This window comes from Fluviicola chungangensis, assembly GCF_007558725.1.
GTDB classification, from domain to species: domain Bacteria; phylum Bacteroidota; class Bacteroidia; order Flavobacteriales_D; family Crocinitomicaceae; genus Fluviicola; species Fluviicola chungangensis.
Genome location: NZ_VLPL01000011.1, coordinates 38866 through 56144 on the forward strand (window position 1 = coordinate 38866; position 17279 = coordinate 56144).

The 17279-nt window shown below is 41.5% G+C and carries 14 protein-coding genes; 9 read left to right on the forward strand and 5 right to left on the reverse strand.

What is annotated here, in order from left to right; genetic code table 11:
* Nucleotides 1–15: 15 nt before the first annotated feature.
* Genes FO442_RS17270 through FO442_RS17280 form a run of 3 tightly spaced genes read right to left on the reverse strand, consistent with a single transcriptional unit; the run spans nucleotide 16 to nucleotide 1955 of the window.
* Nucleotides 16–657, reverse strand: coding sequence for an NAD(P)H-binding protein (locus FO442_RS17270; RefSeq protein ID WP_144334471.1), 642 nt, complete (start codon nucleotides 655–657; stop codon nucleotides 16–18).
* Between the two features lie 8 nt (nucleotides 658–665).
* Nucleotides 666–1121: a GyrI-like domain-containing protein gene (locus FO442_RS17275; protein WP_144334472.1), complete on the reverse strand. Its 456-nt coding sequence runs from the start codon at nucleotides 1119–1121 to the stop codon at nucleotides 666–668.
* A gap of 39 nt (nucleotides 1122–1160) precedes the next feature.
* Nucleotides 1161–1955, reverse strand: coding sequence for an alpha/beta fold hydrolase (locus tag FO442_RS17280; RefSeq protein ID WP_144334473.1), 795 nt, complete (start codon nucleotides 1953–1955; stop codon nucleotides 1161–1163).
* Between the two features lie 352 nt (nucleotides 1956–2307).
* Between FO442_RS17280 and FO442_RS17285 the strand changes: the two genes are divergently transcribed.
* From FO442_RS17285 to FO442_RS17305, 5 genes are all read left to right on the forward strand, one after another.
* Entirely contained in the window at nucleotides 2308–2658 is a 351-nt protein-coding gene (locus tag FO442_RS17285) for a single-stranded DNA-binding protein (protein ID WP_144334474.1), read from the forward strand.
* Nucleotides 2659–2669: 11 nt separating this feature from the next.
* Entirely contained in the window at nucleotides 2670–3020 is a 351-nt protein-coding gene (locus FO442_RS17290) for a single-stranded DNA-binding protein (protein WP_144334475.1), read from the forward strand.
* A 3-nt stretch (nucleotides 3021–3023) separates the two neighbouring features.
* Complete coding sequence (locus tag FO442_RS17295; protein WP_144334476.1) at nucleotides 3024–3335, forward strand: single-stranded DNA-binding protein; 312 nt, start codon at nucleotides 3024–3026, stop codon at nucleotides 3333–3335.
* A 186-nt stretch (nucleotides 3336–3521) separates the two neighbouring features.
* Nucleotides 3522–6281, forward strand: a complete 2760-nt coding sequence (locus FO442_RS17300; protein WP_144334477.1) for an outer membrane beta-barrel protein — start codon at nucleotides 3522–3524, stop codon at nucleotides 6279–6281.
* The gene (locus FO442_RS17305) at nucleotides 6262–6996 is read left to right on the forward strand and encodes a GLPGLI family protein (protein WP_144334478.1); all 735 of its coding nucleotides are present in this window, start codon (nucleotides 6262–6264) and stop codon (nucleotides 6994–6996) included. Before FO442_RS17300 ends, FO442_RS17305 begins: the two co-directional genes overlap by 20 nt.
* Before the next feature lie 52 nt (nucleotides 6997–7048).
* Here the strand turns inward: FO442_RS17305 and FO442_RS17310 are convergent, their stop codons facing one another.
* A complete protein-coding gene (locus FO442_RS17310) occupies nucleotides 7049–9358 on the reverse strand; it encodes an ATP-dependent helicase (RefSeq protein WP_144334479.1) in 2310 nt (769 codons plus the stop codon).
* 95 nt (nucleotides 9359–9453) lie between these two features.
* On the opposite strand from FO442_RS17310, the gene FO442_RS17315 reads away from it, so the two are divergent.
* Nucleotides 9454–10881, forward strand: coding sequence for an alpha-L-fucosidase (locus tag FO442_RS17315; protein ID WP_144334480.1), 1428 nt, complete (start codon nucleotides 9454–9456; stop codon nucleotides 10879–10881).
* Here FO442_RS17315 and FO442_RS17320 read toward each other — a convergent pair.
* Complete coding sequence (locus FO442_RS17320) at nucleotides 10871–13507, reverse strand: beta-glucosidase (protein ID WP_144334481.1); 2637 nt, start codon at nucleotides 13505–13507, stop codon at nucleotides 10871–10873. The two genes, FO442_RS17315 and FO442_RS17320, sit on opposite strands and share 11 nt — an antisense overlap.
* A gap of 72 nt (nucleotides 13508–13579) precedes the next feature.
* Between FO442_RS17320 and FO442_RS17325 the strand changes: the two genes are divergently transcribed.
* The 3 genes from FO442_RS17325 (at nucleotide 13580) to FO442_RS17335 (ending at nucleotide 17211) form a co-directional block, all read left to right on the forward strand.
* Entirely contained in the window at nucleotides 13580–14536 is a 957-nt protein-coding gene (locus FO442_RS17325) for a hypothetical protein (RefSeq protein ID WP_144334482.1), read from the forward strand.
* Nucleotides 14537–15157: 621 nt separating this feature from the next.
* Nucleotides 15158–16219 carry a 3-oxoacyl-ACP synthase III family protein gene (locus FO442_RS17330; RefSeq protein WP_144334483.1) on the forward strand — a complete coding sequence of 354 codons (1062 nt, stop codon included), beginning with the start codon at nucleotides 15158–15160 and terminating at the stop codon, nucleotides 16217–16219.
* Between the two features lie 59 nt (nucleotides 16220–16278).
* Nucleotides 16279–17211 carry a T9SS type A sorting domain-containing protein gene (locus tag FO442_RS17335; RefSeq protein WP_144334484.1) on the forward strand — a complete coding sequence of 311 codons (933 nt, stop codon included), beginning with the start codon at nucleotides 16279–16281 and terminating at the stop codon, nucleotides 17209–17211.
* The last annotated feature ends 68 nt before the right edge of the window (nucleotides 17212–17279 follow it).

A 17279-nucleotide genomic window follows, 5' to 3' on the forward strand; every position in this document is an offset into this window, starting at 1 on the left:
GTTAATACTACTGAATCAATTATTGTCCTGAATTTCAAGGTAATGGATACCTGTTGGTTCCGTCAAAGTTGCCCGAATGAGTTTTTGGGCAACTTTTGATCCATGGATGCCTCTGTATTTGCGTGTTTTTCCAATCAGAAACGGACTGATTACTAAAGAAATACCCTGGATCAGTTTGTCTCCGAAGCTTTTTTCTTTTCGCGGACCGATGAGAAAAGAGGGGCGAATGAAAACGGTTGTTGGAATTCCCAATTGCGAAATGCCTTGTTCCATCTCACCTTTTGTGCGTAAATAGAAATTGGAGGATGCCGCATTTGCACCGATTGAAGAAACAATTCCTATTTTTTCTGCACCGGCCTTTTTACAAAATTTTCCAAAGGAAATGACATAATCCCGGTCGATTTCCTGCTGGCGGGCTTTGCTTCCTGCTTTTCGAAGGGTAGTTCCGAGTGCACAAAAAGCAACATCAATTTTTTCAGCAACTTCCAATTGGTCAAGTTGATCAAAGGGAACGATCACAACCTGCATTTTGGGATGTCCAAAACCCAGGGGATTTCTCGCGAGTACCAATACTTTTTCGGTTCCCGGATCATTCAATACCTGGATCAGGATTTCATTTCCAACCAATCCACTGGCCCCTGAGATACATATTGTCATAACTAAAGTTACTTTTTCGCAATGTAAATATCCACTTCAGATTCATCTCCGAGCCGGGAGCGTTCATCATACACCTCATAATCATAGGTGTAGCTGCGGTTCAATGTTTCGTCCTGGTCCCAAATAGATTTCCAGGTATCGACAATTGCTTCAGGCAGGCTGCCTTTTGCCAAAAAAGATTGGTAATTTCCACCGGGAAATTCCCGGCCAATCAAACCGGCAGGAACCGTGTCCAGAGAAGAAACTCTCAAACCAAGAATGCAAGTGTATTTCCCGGTATAATCACTTTCATAATCCGTATAAATGCAAACGATGTCAGAATTCAGTTGATTGGGGATTTTCTCCAGTAAATTTTCTGAAATGAATTGTCCCCAAAGTGCGCCGATAGCAGAAGCCGCCTCTCCGTTTAAGTTAGACGTTTCTGTTGAAATACCGATAACCTTGAACCCTTTTTGCTGTTTCATGAGATAATTTTGAAAAGATGAATTTAGTTAATCCAATGATTAGTCCTGCTTTTTATCCAGGAATTTTTCAATGAGAGGAACCACCAGGGTGCTTTCTCTGAAATTCGAATCAAGGGTTGTTATTTCCCCGATGTATTCTCCATGTCCTCCGGGAATAATAGCTAATTCGGAATTGGCGATTTGCCGATGCATTTCCAGAGCGTGTTCGGGTAAAATGATGTCCTTGTCTCCTATGATAATTAAAGTGGGGGCTTTGACAGATCGAATGTTTTCATCCGGAATATCTTTAAAATGAACCATTCTTTTGGCATCTCTATCGTGCATCGTTTGTAATGCTTCAGGATTCGGGGCAACCTGTTTATAGGCGGTTTTCAGTTGTTCCGGCATATTTTCCAATTTGGCTTGTTCCATAAAGTCCCAAAACCAATCCGGAACACCATTTCGTTTGGCAAGTGCGGACCCCAAAACAATTTTACGGACGATCTCCGGATGACGAATTGTAATTTGGAGGACCGTTGTTCCACCGTTACTGAATCCGAAAAAATCGGCTTTGTGAATATTCAGGTCTCTCAAAAGGGCAAAAACATCGTCAGCATCCTGTTCAAAAGATGAATCCTGGTTTCGGTCATTGGTTCTGCCATGTGCCTGCAATTCCACAGCGATTACTTTTCTGTTCTTTGCAAATAAAGGAATGACCTTTTCAAAGCTCGTTTGAATCGTAGATCCACCGCCATGGATGAGAACGATAGGATCTCCCTGTCCATAAATTTCGTAATACATGTTTAGGCCGTTGACCTCTGAATAACCACTTTTGAAAGCTGTTTTTATTTCCATCTGAACTGGTTTTATCGTTTTTTCACCACAGGAATTCGGCGGAGAGAACGAACAGGTAAATATGCATTGCCGGTTTTGCCAATGATTAATCGAATATAGTCAAAATCCATTAATTCAGGCAGAAGTCAATGTCCTGATTCGTTCCTTTTTTGAAAAAGTTTAAAATTATTTTTTTGAATTAAATTGTTGATAATCAATAATAAAAACGATTTCAATCAATTACAATCGAAAAATAATCGACAGTAATTAGTTAATAAGCGAATTCAATTTTTCCACTCCCGCAACTTTGCAGTATCAAATCGGTTGAAAGCCAATCGAATCAAATTTTTACAAACGTTTAAAACAAACAAGTATGAACACGCTAAAAAACAAAGTGAATTTAATCGGACGACTAGGAACAAAGCCGGTAGCGCAAACTTTTGACTCAGGGGCAAAAAAAATCCGCTTATCTGTGGCAACAAACGAGCGCTTCAAAAACAAAAAAGGCGAATGGGAAGAGAATACCCAATGGCATACTGTGATAGCATGGGGCAAACTGTGTGATCGTATCGAAAAAGTGTTGGACAAAGGTTCTGAAGTGGTGCTCGAAGGGAGAATCGTTAATCGATCCTACGAGACCAAAGAAGGAGAAAAACGCTTCTCAACGGAGATCGAGCTCAACGAGTTTGTGTTATTGAGTGGAAAAAAACAAGAAAACAATTAATTCGAAACACGATGAATACTACTATTAAACAGGATCAGATTCTGCATATGAATCATGTGAATATCATTGGAAAGATCAGTTCGGAACCCAAGGTAAGTATTTTACCGGGAGGAAGAAGGGTTGTGAATTTCTCACTAGCAACGAAAGAACACTATTTGGATAAAGATGGGAACCTGCAGGTAAAGCAGGATTGGCACAGGCTCACAGCTTTCGGAAGATGGGTAAACATCCTGGAAGAATTGTGTACGAAAGGAATCAATGTGGCGGTGGAAGGTAGGTTGGTTAGCCGCTTTTATAAAACGGAATCCGGAGAACGGAAAATGTTTTCGGAGATCGAAGTCAATGACTTAATTATTTTATAAAAGATGTTGCGAAATCAAGTTACGTTGGTGGGGCGTCTGGGATCAGACGCCACCATCACCACTTTTGAGAATGGATCTATGGTTGCCCGTTTTCAATTTGCAGTGGATAATCAATTAAAGAAAGTAGAGTCGGATTCAAAGGCCTTATACCGGATGTTTGCCTGGGGAAATACAGCCAGTTTTTTAACCAATTACTGTAAAAAAGGGAATCAACTCGCTGTTTCCGGGAGGTTGGTGAATCGAACGTATGTGGATAAAGAAGGAAAATCCCAACGGATTACAGAAGTGGAAGTAAGGCAAGTCGTTAAGTTTTAGGTGAGTGAATAGTGGTCGCTTAACGATGTGCAGTGGAACAGGAGTTCGCCAGGCGGGCTCCTGTTTTTTTGTGAATTCCGTTAAACTATTTTCTTAGCCACTTATACAGACCGTGTAACGTTTCATATATTTTTTATTAAATCCACGAAATTCCGTCTAATTTTGTATCATCAAATACTTGACACATTGAAAAAAATTGTACTTCTATTCTTCTTCTTTATATCGTATTTGGGTTACTCCCAAACAATGACGATTAAAGCAAATGTAGTCGACACAAATTCACAAACTGTTATAAGAAATGCAGTAGGTATCGTGAAACGTGTGAGAGACTCTGTTTTATTGGACTTCAAGCGATCCGATAAATATGGTAACATGCAGTTTACGCTTCCAATCGACACGGTAGAGTTTACAGTGGTTCATCCGGATTACGGTGTTTTCAGGGCTTTCTTTTTTGGCTCAACGGAAAACAACTCTTTCGTCATGGACACCCTGGCAATGCCGGATAAAAGCACTGCTTTGGATGAGGTTTTGATTTATGCGAATCGTAATCCGATTTATTATCGCGGGGATACACTGGTTTATGTTGCGGATTCATTTAAAGTGAAAGAAAACGCAGTTGTTGAGGATTTGATCCGGAAATTACCGGGGATGACAATTGACGAAAACGGAAAGATCAAAAATCAGGGGAAAGAAATTGGACAAGTACTTGTGGATGGAGATGAATTTTTCGGAAATGACCCGACGATCGCAACGAAGAACCTTGCAGCGAAAGGTGTTGAAACCGTTGAGGTTTACGAGAAAGATGCTGAAGACGGAAGCGATGAGAAAGTCCAGGTACTTGATCTGAAACTCAAGGATGAAGCCAAGAAGGGGTATTTTGGGAAGGTCAATTTGGCCGGTGGACTCGATAAATTCACAGCTCCCAATCGTGGATTCTATGAAGGGGAAATGCTCTTGAATTCATATAACAAGAATCAGAAACTGGCAGTTTATGCTTTGGGTTCCAATACACCAAAAACGAACCTGAACGGGAGAGATATGTTTAAGTTCGGTTTGTCAGAAGGCCGCGATTGGATGGCGGAAAACGATGATCTGCAATCATACAGTCAGAGTGGACAAAATGAGAATGAAGGTATTCCAAACACTTTTAAGGGAGGTTTCTATTTGGACCAGAAGTTTAAAAAAGGAGCAAAGGTAAGATTGAATTATTCCTTCGCGCAATATGGAGTAAAGTCCCAAACAAACAGTCGTTCTCAGTATCTGTTGACCGATACGTCTTACACAACTGACCTGAACAGCTATACGAAAGAGCAGTATTTGCAGCACCAGATTGGAATTAAGTATTCACAGCGGATTGATTCATTGACTCGTTTTGAATTGGAACCTAAATTCCAGTTGAATAATACTGATCAAAATACCTTATCACGAACTGATTTCTTGTCAGAGGATAGCGTATTGACACGCTTTACGACAATTGAAAACGGTAGTAAGGCAGCCGGTTCCAGTCTGAATACAACTTTCCGTTTCTTTAAAGATTTCAAGAAGAAAAACAGAAAGTTAATCGCCCGTTACAACTTTGTGGGTTCGGATAACAAATCGGATGGTGATTTACTTTCATCGGATACCAATGCCATTACGAATACTTCGAATGGTGGACTTCGTTTTGACCAAAGAAAAGAAATCAGAAGTAATTCGATGGCTCATACAGCCTATGCAGATTATTTTGAACCGCTTGGCAAACGATTTAAATTGGAGTTTGATTACGAATTCTATCAAAACAACAACGGACAGCGTAAAACTACGCTGAACCCGATCAATGGAGAGTATGTTGATGTAGACACCTTGTTTTCGAATAATTTCAAAACAGACAGACAGCAACACCGCGCCGGAGCATTCTTAATTTTTGAAAATGCGAAACTGAGAGTCTCTGTCGGATCCCGATTCAGAACGATTGCAATTGATAACAGGAACATGTTTACAGATTCCCTGATCAAACAGGATCTGAATAATGTATTGCCTCGGATCGTATTCAGATATAAGTTCAGTCAAACAACGCGCTTGATGATCCAATACAATACCAATTCCAGCTTACCTTCGATTGATCAGTTGCAGCCTGTTCTGAATAATACAAATCCGAACTTTATCCAGATCGGGAATTCTGCCCTGAAACCGAACTATACACACAGTATCAATGGTAACTTCAATACCTGGAAAGGATTGAGTGGTTTCTATATGTACTCCGGGTTTAGTTATTCACATATCAAGGATAACTTTAGTACCAATACCATGTTTGGCCCGAACGGAGGTTCGATCTCGCAGGCAATTAATGTGAAAAGTTCAGATTTCCTGTATTACTGGGCAGGTGCCGGAATTCCGATGAAAGGTGTAAAAGATCTGAACTTGCAGGTGAATGCGAATGGAAACTTCACATCGTCTAAAAACCAAATCAATTCCGTAGACAACGATACGAGAAATACGGGTGTCGGAACAGATTTGTCATTGAATTACAACGGAGACTCTTTGAGAACGGAATTGGGTGGCGGATTTGATTACAACGTTCCGTACAACTCTTTGTCAACGATGTCAAATCAACCGTATACAACGTATAATTTCAGAGCGGAAGTGGACTGGACGCTTCCATACCGCTGGTTCTTTAAAACGGATGCAACTTACAATATCAATACGGGGAGAACGAGCGGTTATAACGTAAATTACCTGATCTGGAACATGTCAATTCAGCGTTCATTCCTGAAAACAGGAAACTTATTGTTCGGAATCGAAGCTTATGATATCTTAAACCAGAATATCAGTAACTACAGAACGGTTAACAACAATGTGATCGTCGATCAGAAAACCAATATTATTCGCCGCTACTTTATGGCGAAGCTGACACTTAGATTCAATAACTTTAAAACAACAGAAAAAGATGGGGACGGCTGGTATTAGAATATTCATCCTTTTTGGATTTTTATTCCTGGGAGGATTGGTACAAGCTCAGGGACAACTTGTTCGTGAGGGGAAGATTACTTATGAACGAAGAACGAATTTATGGAAGATCTTTGATGATCAGCGCATGCGCGACTTTGTAGGGGAAAAGAATAAAATTAAAGTAGAGGAATTTACTCTTTATTTTAATGATACGGCGTCTTTATTTTCTTACGTCGCACCGGACCAGCCGGATCCTCAAAGCTTTTTGACCATGAAGAATACGGTTTATAACCTGTTTCCTAAGGGGCAACGCTTTGTATATATGGATATGATGGGAAATTCCATGACGGTTGGTGACAGTTTGGTCAAGCATACCTGGAAGATCACGGATAAGACACGGAAAATTGCTGGCTATGAGTGTACACGTGTGATCTGGCAGAAGGATGATACAACAAGAATCTATGCATGGTATACGACAGATATTATTGCAACGGTCGGACCTGAAAATATCCAGGGATTACCCGGAGCAGTACTTGGATTAGCAACCGAAGACGGAAGTATCGTTTATTTTGCCAAAAAAGTAGAGGTTATTACTCCTACAGCAGAGCAAATTGCGCAACCGAAGAAAAAGGGAAAGCAATATACTCAGGCAGAATTAATTGCTGATTTGACCGAAAAACTGAAAGGTCAACCTTATGGCGAACGAATTATCACCGGTATGTTCTATTGGTGATCTCAATCGGAAAAGATTTGTTAAGGGTATTTGTTACGACAGATACCCTTTTTTAATCAATGTCCAGGATTGTTAATTTCGCAAATTTCAAAAGGAGTGTTTTGGCTCCGGCATGTGGGAAAAAGATGGTCGCTTTCCGATCAACACCGCTTCCTTCCAGTTTCGTAACTTTTCCTTTTCCGAAACGTTCGTGTTCCACGTTATAGCCAACTTTGATATCAATATTGGAATCACCTGTGCCTGCTTTTGAATTTAATTCCGACATGCTTTTTAGACCTCTTGGAGTGAGCTGAGTACCTGTCGATCCGGGCATTCTGTTTAAACCACCGGTAAATGGTTTGTCAAATCCACCTCTTCCTGCATTTAAAGAGCGGCCTCCACCTTGAGGCGCGCCGTATGCGGTTTCAAAACTCAGGTAATCCGGATCGATCTCTGAAATAAACCGGCTTGGTTCGGATGTGATCAAATTTCCCCATTGGAAACGGGAAGCCGCGTAAGAAATAGTGCAATTCTTTTCGGCTCGCGTTACTGCTACATAAAACAACCTTCTTTCTTCTTCCAATTCTGTTCTGGAGTTGATCGAAAGTTGAGACGGGAACAGGTTCTCTTCCAGTCCAACCAAATAAACATGCTTGAATTCCAGTCCTTTGCTGGAGTGAATGGTCATCAAACTGATCTTGTTTTTGTCCTCTTCTTTTTCATTATCTGCATCAGTGAGAAGCGCCACGTCGATCATGAAGTCTGCCAGGGTTGCAGGATCTTCTTCGCCTCTTTGCACGGTAAATTCCTTGATCGCAGCCAATAATTCCTCGATGTTCTGGTAACGTTCTACTTCTTCCGGACCTTTGTCTTTTTCGGAATAGAGCTCTTTTAAAATTCCGGAACTTTTGGCAATGGTTTGTGCCAATTGATAGGCGTTCTGAGAATTCAACTGGGCAGTGAAGCTTTGGATCATGACCACAAATTCCGAGATCTTTTGTTTGGTTGCACCCGGAATAGAAACGGGGTATTTTCCAAATTCCGAAATCACGTCCCAAATAGCAACATTGTAATGATTTGCAGCAATGATAATATTTTCCCAGGAAGTTTTCCCGATCCCGCGTTTCGGATAATTGATGACGCGTTTCAAAGCCTCTTCATCTTTCTGGTTTGCAGTCAGACGAAAGTAGGCCAAAATATCCTTGATTTCTTTTCGCTGATAAAATGAAAGCCCTCCGTAAATTTTATAAGGAATATTCATTTTGCGCAAAGCTTCCTCAAATGCACGTGATTGACGGTTGGTTCGATAAAGGATTGCAAAATCGGTCCAGTCGCCACTTTCCTGGTGCTTGACGTCAAAGATCTTATTCGCAATGATCTTCCCTTCTTCGTTATCGGTCATGGCGCGAATTACGCGGATCAAGCTTCCTTTGTCATTATTGGTCCAAACGCTTTTTTTGATCTGCTCTTTGTTTTTGGAAATAACACTGTTAGCGGCATCCACAATATTTTGAGTACTGCGGTAGTTTTGTTCCAGCTTATACAAGTGATAGTCCGGATAATCATTCCTGAAATTCAGGATATTCTGAATGTTTGCTCCGCGAAAGGAATAAATACTTTGGGCATCGTCCCCGACCACGCAGATATTTTCATAAACGGCGGCAAGTTTTTTTACGATCAGGTATTGTGCGTAATTCGTATCCTGGTACTCATCGACCAGGATGTATTTGAATTTATGCTGATAGTACGAAAGAACGTCCGGAAAATCACGTAAAAGTACGTTGGTTTGGTACAGGAGATCATCAAAATCCATGGCTCCAGCTTTGAAGCAACGAACGGAATATGCCTTATAAATCCGCCCCAATTCAGGTCGTTGACTTTGCTTGTCTTCGTCCATGATTTCTGAATTTTGAAGGTAATCATCAGCGGAAAGCAAATTATTCTTTGCAGCGGAAATACGCCCGTAAACCATGCTTGGTTTGTAAATTTTGTCGTCCAGGTTTAATTCCTTGATAATGTCTTTCAGCAGACTTTTGGTATCCTGGGTATCATAAATGGTGAAATTTTGCGGATAACCCAACCGATCGGCATTAATCCGGAGAATGCGGGCAAAAACAGAGTGGAATGTTCCCATCGTGATGTTTTTTGCCTCTCCGGAACCAATTATGGAACCGATCCGCTCCGTCATTTCCTTTGCCGCTTTATTGGTGAAGGTCAGTGCCAGAATATTGAACGGATCAATGCCGTGATCGATCATGTAAGCAATCCGCATGGTAAGCACTCTTGTTTTCCCCGAGCCTGCTCCGGCAATGACCATGGTAGGTCCTTCAAAGTTCTCTACTGCAATGCGTTGACTTTCGTTTAATCCGTCTAAATAATTCATGATTACAAAGTTAGAACATTGCAGGATTTAAACGATGGTCCGGTTCGTGTAATTTCGGTAAAAGTTTAAATTTGATGCTAATCCAATAACGAATTATGAGATCCTTTCTTTTTAGTGCGCTTCTGTTTTCATTTTGTTCGTTCGGACAAAACTTAGGTATTCATCCGGTTTTCAATGATTATCAAAAACCAACAGACCCATTGGTTCTTCAAAAACTGGAAAAATGGCAGGACCGGAAATTCGGGATCATTATTCATTGGGGATTGTATGCTGTTCCGGGAATCATCGAATCGTGGTCTATCTGCTCGGAAGATTGGATCACCCGTGACAGTACTTCATCGTATGATGCGTACAAAAAATGGTATTTCGGTTTGAAAGATTCATTGAATCCGGTGAATTTCAATCCGCAGAGATGGGCCGAAATTTCCAAAAGAGCCGGAATGAAGTACTTGGTTTTTACGACCAAGCACCACGATGGTTTCTGTATGTTTGATACCAAACAAACGGATTTTAAGATTTCAGCCGGTCCATTTGCATCCAATCCGAAAGCAGATGTTTTGAAGCCTATTTTCTCGGCTTACCGGGATCAGGGATTTATGATTGGAGCCTATTTCTCTAAGCCCGACTGGCACAATGAGAATTATTGGTGGCCGTTGTATGCAACACCAAATCGGAATAATAACTACGATACACGCAAGTATCCCTGGCGCTGGCAGCAATTCCAGGATTATACTTTTAAGCAGATCCAGGAAATTGTAAGCGGTTATGGAAGTGTAGATATTTTATGGCTCGACGGTGGCTGGGTACGACCCAAAAACACGATCGATGAGGAGGTACTTTCCTGGGGAGCACCGATCCCCGAATGGAGCCAGGAGTTGGATATTGCCAAGATTGCACAAATGGCCAGGTCAAATCAGCCCGGAATGATTGTGGTCGACAGAACGGTGCAGGGACCGTATGAAAATTATCAGACTCCTGAACATTCGATTCCGGAAAAGAAAATTGATAATCCCTGGGAAACCTGTATGCCGCTTTGCAACAATTGGGGCTATGTTCCGAATGATGAAATGAAATCTGCGGAACGAATCATCAATACATTAGTAGAAGTCGTTGCGAAAGGAGGTAATTTGTTGTTAGGAGTCGGGCCGAAACCAGACGGGACTTTTCCTGCAGATGTGGAAGAAAGGCTGATCGAAATAGGGAAGTGGCTGGATGTGAACGGAGAAGCGATTTACAATACCAGAAGCATGGAACATTACCAGGAAAGTTATTGGTTTTTTACACAGTCAAAAGACAAGAAAACAGGGTATGTCCTGGTGCCAAGAGATACGATGTTAACACAGTTGCAATGGAGTGAGAACCTTCCTAAAAAAGGATCAAAATTGATTTTCGTTCCAACAGGGAAGAACATGCGTTATCGCATTCATGACGGACATGTTTACGTTGAGATGCCTCAAAGTATTAGATATGGACAGAAAGATAATCCGATGTGGGTCTTTAAGTTTGACCTGGCTACTGAATAGTCAGCGTTGTTTTTAAAGGGAGATCTCTTGAGGAAGAACCGATCATGATACGGAATTCTCCTGGTTCAACAATTGGTTTTAAGTCTTTATCCAACTGTTTCAGTAATTCGGATGAAATTTCGAAAGTAACTTCCTTTTCTTCACCTGCCTTGAGATGAATGCGTTGAAAACCTTTTAATTCCTGTACGGGACGTACAACGGAACTCAGAATATCTTTGACGTATAACTGAACTACTTCGTCACCATCGTATTTTCCGGTGTTTTTGAGTTTAAAACGAACCTTTGTCTTTTGCATTTTGGAAATGGTTGCTTGCTCCAAACGAATATCCGAATAGGAGAATTGAGTATAGCTCAACCCGAAACCAAAAGGGAAAAGCGGTTGTCCGCTCAAGTTGTTATAGTCGTTTCCACGTCCCGTGGGTTGATGATTGTAAACCAAGGGAAGCTGCGCTTCATTCAGGGGGAAGGTAATCGGTAGTTTGCCGCTGGGATTTATTTGCCCGAACAGGAAATCCGTAACGGCTCTTCCACCTTCTTGTCCTGGGTACCACAGCATAGCGATTGCTTCTGTTCCATCAATCCAGTTTTCCATCGTAACTGCACTTCCTCCAACAATCAACACAATAACAGGAGTTCCTGTTTTATTCAATGCTTGTATCAGCTCTTCCTGGTGTCCGGGAAGTTTGAGGGATGCTCTGTCGAGAAATTCGCCTTCCGTTATTCCGGCAACAACAATTGCCACATCTGCTTTTTTAGCTAATTTGACACTTTCGGGGATTTCTTTTTTCCAATCAGTTTTTACTGTTGTATTCCAAAGCAGTTTGATCTTTCCTTCACCTTGTGTTTCGTGGAATTCAACACGTATCGCATATTTCTTTCCTTTTTTGAAGGAATAATTTACCAGGTCCCGGTGATAAGATTGCTTGTTCCAGCGATCGATCACAATTTGATCATCCAGGTACAGGCGAAATCCATCGTTGCCCTCCAGCCCGATCTGGAATTCGCCGCTCTCGGGAGCGGTTAACTCTCCTGTCCAACGGACGCTGTAGTGATCAGCCTGTAATTTCTCATCAGGGGAATATAAGGTCCAATGAAAATCGATGGTTTGGTCTTGATTGGTGTAAACGGGTTCTCCGTTTAATTCCGTGTTGTCAAAATAGCTCGCCGTTAAACCAAGTTTCCCATTCGACATCAAATGAAATGCTGAAATGACTTCATAGGAATTATCGATCCGGCTCATTCCTTCCGAATAAAGGATTTCGGTCCTTTTGCCAACCTGATCTTGTAACCCTTTCAGGATGCTGACTTTCCCGAATCCCGGGCCACTGTATCCACCCAATCGTGCTTCTGCGGCATCTGTTCCGAAAAGGGCAATTCTTTCCACTGAAAGAGGTAGAGGAAGTGTTTGCTTTTGGTTTTTCAACAAGACAATGGACTCTTCTGCTACCTGGCGGGTAAGTAAAGCTCCTTTATGATGAAGATCTACTTCATTGATTTCTTCGGATACATAAGGATGTTCAAATAAGCCCAGTTCGAACTTGGCGCGAAGCACCCGGGAAACTGCATCGTTTAAGCGGTTTGTGTCTACCGTTCCGTTTTGAAAAGCTGGATAGAACAACCCAGCATGACTGATATCCGTTTGGAAAATGACATCCATCCCGGCATTGATGGCATGTGCTCCGCTTTCCGCATAGTCTTTGGCGGTTTTGTGAAGGACCAATTCGCCACCCACAGCATTTGCGTCGGAGATAACAAATCCGTTGAATTTCCATTCGTCTTTCAGCTTGTCGGTCAACAGCCATTTATTGGAAGAGCAGGCTGTTCCGTTCAGGGAATTGTAAGCGGTCATAATGGAACGGGCATTTCCCATGCGGATGGTTTGTTTGAAGGGCACGAAATGGGTTTCTTCCAAAAAGCGTTCACTCAGATGTATGGGATAACTGTCGCGTCCACCATCGCCCACATTGGCAATGAAGTGTTTTGGGGTGGTGATAATACCACGGGATTCGAATGCCCGGATAAAAGCAAGGCCCATTTGAGTGGTCAGAAAAGGATCTTCGCCATAGGTTTCTTCTGTACGACCCCAGCGAACATCCGTTGCCAAATTAATGACCGGAGAAAGGATCTGCCGGATTCCACGGATTTTACATTCTTCAGCAATGTGTCCGGCTGCCCGGCTAATTAAGCTGGTGTCCCAGGTTGCGGCCATTGCAATTGCTTGCGGGAAGCTTGCTGCATCATTTCGTACCAATCCGTGCAGTGCTTCATCAAAGGGGATCATGGGAATTCCCAGTCGGGTTTTTTCTACCAGGTAACGTTGAGTTGTATTGATCTTTCGAACAAGTGTCAGTGCGTTGTCGGAAGTATTGTAATTGAGCAGCTGTCCGCCCGCATCTCCCTGGGAACTTGCACTGAGCTGTAATCCGAAGATTCCGTGTTTGAGTTTTCCGTTAGCAGTATCACCATCAGATGGCACCATGAATACCTGCCAGAACTTTTCTTCGGTTGTCATTCGGTTTAAAAGATCTTTTACACGAATTTCAACCGCTTGGGTAGAATCTTTGTAAAGCTGTCCGAATGCACTTGTGATTGGAATCAGTAACAGAAAAGAGAGGAGGTACTTCATGTAACAAAATTACATTATTTGATTAATTTCATGATTGAAAGCTAATTGTCATCTATGATTCAAAAATCACATATGAAACGAACCCTTTTTATTACAGGAACGATTTTATTAGCGGCGTGTTCTTCGCCGTCTGCTGAAGAACCGTCAGAAGAAATGAAAACGGAAGTAAGAGAGAATGATCCGGCAGAAGTAAGGAATCTGCTTAAGGAGTATATCGAGTATTTGGGATCTCTAGATTCTACCAGTGAGAAATCGGTGAGTCTGGCAACTGCAAAATATGAGGAGTTGTTTTCGGAATCGGATCAAAAACTATGTGACAGTGCTTTTGTTGAGTTTCATCAATTGTATGAGAAGATAGAAGGCGTTTTGAATACAACCGTTTATACGGGTAATGAGGATTTACCTTGTGCTACTTATGATGAGGAGGGAAATGAACTTCCGAAGGACAAGCGATTGGTGGCGCTCGAAAAGCGTGTGAAGAAACATGGTTTCAGGATAGAGTGTTGGGAAGGATATCCGGGTATTGCCGGGGAAAGAGCTTACATCGCTAGTCATTTTTATAAGTATGTATCACCGGAAATGAAGGTTTTTTTGGAAGGACTTCGGAAGGAACGGGATCATTTGCTGAGTGTAGATGCAGGAATTTCGATGACGGAAGAGCAATATGCAGATCGGCTTGTTTGGTGGGAGAGCTTCAACAGGGAGCATCCTGATTTTATTTTGTCTAAAAGGGCTCGGGCAATTCAGCGGTATTTGTTTACTTATTTCCTTACGGGAATGGATAATACTCCGGCGATCAATTACCTGACAGATGATAATGGTATTGAGCGTATTGAGCTGGACAGCTATTTCGTCAAAGCATATGACTACCTCAATAAGAAATACCCGAATTCCGAATCCAACACATTGGTGAAGCCTTATAAGATGGCTGTCTTAAAGAATGATAATGCTAAACGGGAACGTTTGATCAATACTTACACGAAACGTGGTTTGATGATCGATTTTTCGAAGGATTGGGAGGAGATTTAATAATACGAATGACGTCCAATAGCATTGACGCTGCGGTCAAGGTTTTAAAACTTCGGGATGCTGTTTTTCAGAAGCTTTCATGTTACATATTTGAGAAATCCATGAACCTATGCTTCGAGTGGCTGTCAGAAATCGTAACTATCTGTTTTTTTGGATTGAAATGGCCTGAAATGTGCCAGAATTGCAAGTTAAAATTATAACATTTTCATACTCTATCCATACTTAACCTATACTTGATCCATGCTTGACCCATGCTTTAGCTTCGGGGGGTTGATTTTAACGCATTATTTTGATGAATAATGGCCTTTTTCAGGGGAGTGGTTTACGCATTTGTGGGAAATGTTGGTTTGCTTAAAGAGACTTAAAAAAATCTAAAAAAACCGGAACTGCATTAAATTGTTCTTAACTTTGAATTGAGCATCCCACTTCCGGTGGACAAATAATACCGATGATAATCGCTGCCCGGAAGCTTCTGTAATTATTTTAAGTAGTGTCCCAGAATATAGGTGATAAACAATTTTTGACGCGGATTACGCAGATAATATATAATCTGCGTGCTCAAGAAAAAATCACCTAAACTTTAGGACAATGCATTATTTTATTAAACGGTTTAACTGAAACATGAAAAGTGTAATTACAGGTGTCGGAAGATATATTCCAACAGTAATCAAAACAAATGCTGATTTTGCGCTTCATAAGTTTTATGATGAGCACCAGCAGTCTATTCCTTTAAGACCTGAGGTTATTGCCCAGAAATTTGAAACCATTACCGGGATTGTAGAACGGCGTTATGCGACCGAAGATTTGAATTGTTCAGATATGGCGACTATCGCTGCTGCCGATGCGATCCGGGACTGTAATTGTGATCGTGAGACCATTGACCAGATTATTGTGGCACATAATTTTGGTGATGTAATCAAACACACCATTCAAACGGATATGATTCCATCCATTGCTTCCCGGGTGAAACACAGCCTTGGAATTAAGAATCCGAATTGTGTTGCTTACGATTTAATCTTCGGATGTCCGGGGTGGCTGCAGGGATTGATTCAGGCGCACGCATTTATTCAGGCGGGAATGGCAAAGAAGTGCCTGGTAATCGGCGCGGAAGCATTGAGTCGTGTTCTGGATCAGCATGACCGGGATAGCATGATTTTTTCAGATGGTGCAGGAGCAACTATCCTGGAATTACAGGATTCCGATTCGGGAATCCTTTCGTTTAGTGCTCAAAGCCATTGTGAAGATGAGGTGACCTATTTGAATTTGGGAAAATCAAACTTCCCGGAATCGGATCCGAGAATTCGCTATGTGAAAATGAAAGGGCGGAAAGTGTATGAGTATGCGATCAAGAATGTACCGCTTGCCATGAAAGATTGTTTGGATAAAGCAGGAATTCGCATAACCGATGTGAAGAAGATTTTTATTCACCAGGCAAACGAAAAACTGGATGAGGCGATTGTCCGCGAATTATACAAACTGTATGGAGTTGCAGAAATCCCGGAACATGTCATGCCGATGAATATCCACAAGTTGGGAAATAGTTCGGTTGCTACCATTCCAACTTTATTAAGTATGGTGAAGCGGGAGGAACTGAACGGGTATAAAATTACGGAAGGCGATGTCGTTTTGTTTGCTTCGGTGGGTGCCGGAATGAATATCAATGCAGTGTGTTACCGGGTTTGATTTTCCAACTATTTTGAAATAGTGTATCTTATAAGCGTTAACCGTATAAATCATCAGTCGTGAAAAACAAATTATTGATCATTTTTGCTTTAATTGGCTTTACCGGATTTTCACAATCGACCAATTGGATCAAGGGCAATGCGATATGGCACTACAAGTTTTACAATTATAGTATGCCAGGTTCCGGTTACATTAAGGTATGGGACGATGGGGATACACTGATTCAAAACAAAGTTTGTACAAAACTAAAGGCGGTAAAGCATGATTTTGAGCCAATCAATGCTCAATGGGAACTTCAGGAGTTCATTTCCGACTATATTTCAGGTATTGTTTATTACTCGAATGACACGGTTTACCGATGGTATAATGACCAATTTGAGATTTTGTACGATTTTTCAGCGCAGGCAGGAGATTCATGGCTCCTGCTTACAGGCGTTTCCAATCCGCCCTTTAGTTGCAATGACACTTCGATCTGCGTAGTTGAATCCGTTGGAAGTATTCATTTGGGGGGAAATCCATATCCGGAGTTGCAGGTAAATTATTCGCCGGGATCATTTGAATATTTCCACGGAAAAATCAATTCGCGTTTCGGACCGACACAAGGTTATTTGTTCCCTATGAGCAGATGGTGTGATAGTTCGGTATTCATTGATATTGACCAAATCACCTTCATTTGTTTTGAAGATGATAGTTTGAATTATAATCCGACAGGGGAGTCCTGCGAGTATTATTTGGGTCTGAGTGAATCGGAATTAAGCAGTATTTCCATCTTTCCAAATCCTTCCGAAGGTAAGATAGAGCTTTTGTCCGATGTTCCCTTAAAGCGTATCCGGATTGTTAATCTGATGGGAGTTGTTTCAAAAGAGTTCCGGACCAACCTTACTTTAACTGAGATTGACCTTTCGGAATTGCCCCGGGGCACCTATTATCTGAATATTGAAAAAATGGATGGTGAGAGCATTGTGAAGAAGGTTGAACTTCTGAATAAGTAATAAGCGGCCAAATTATAAAGTAAAAGCAACTTCATGGAGTTGCTTTTTTATTTCTCAGGAAATTCCGT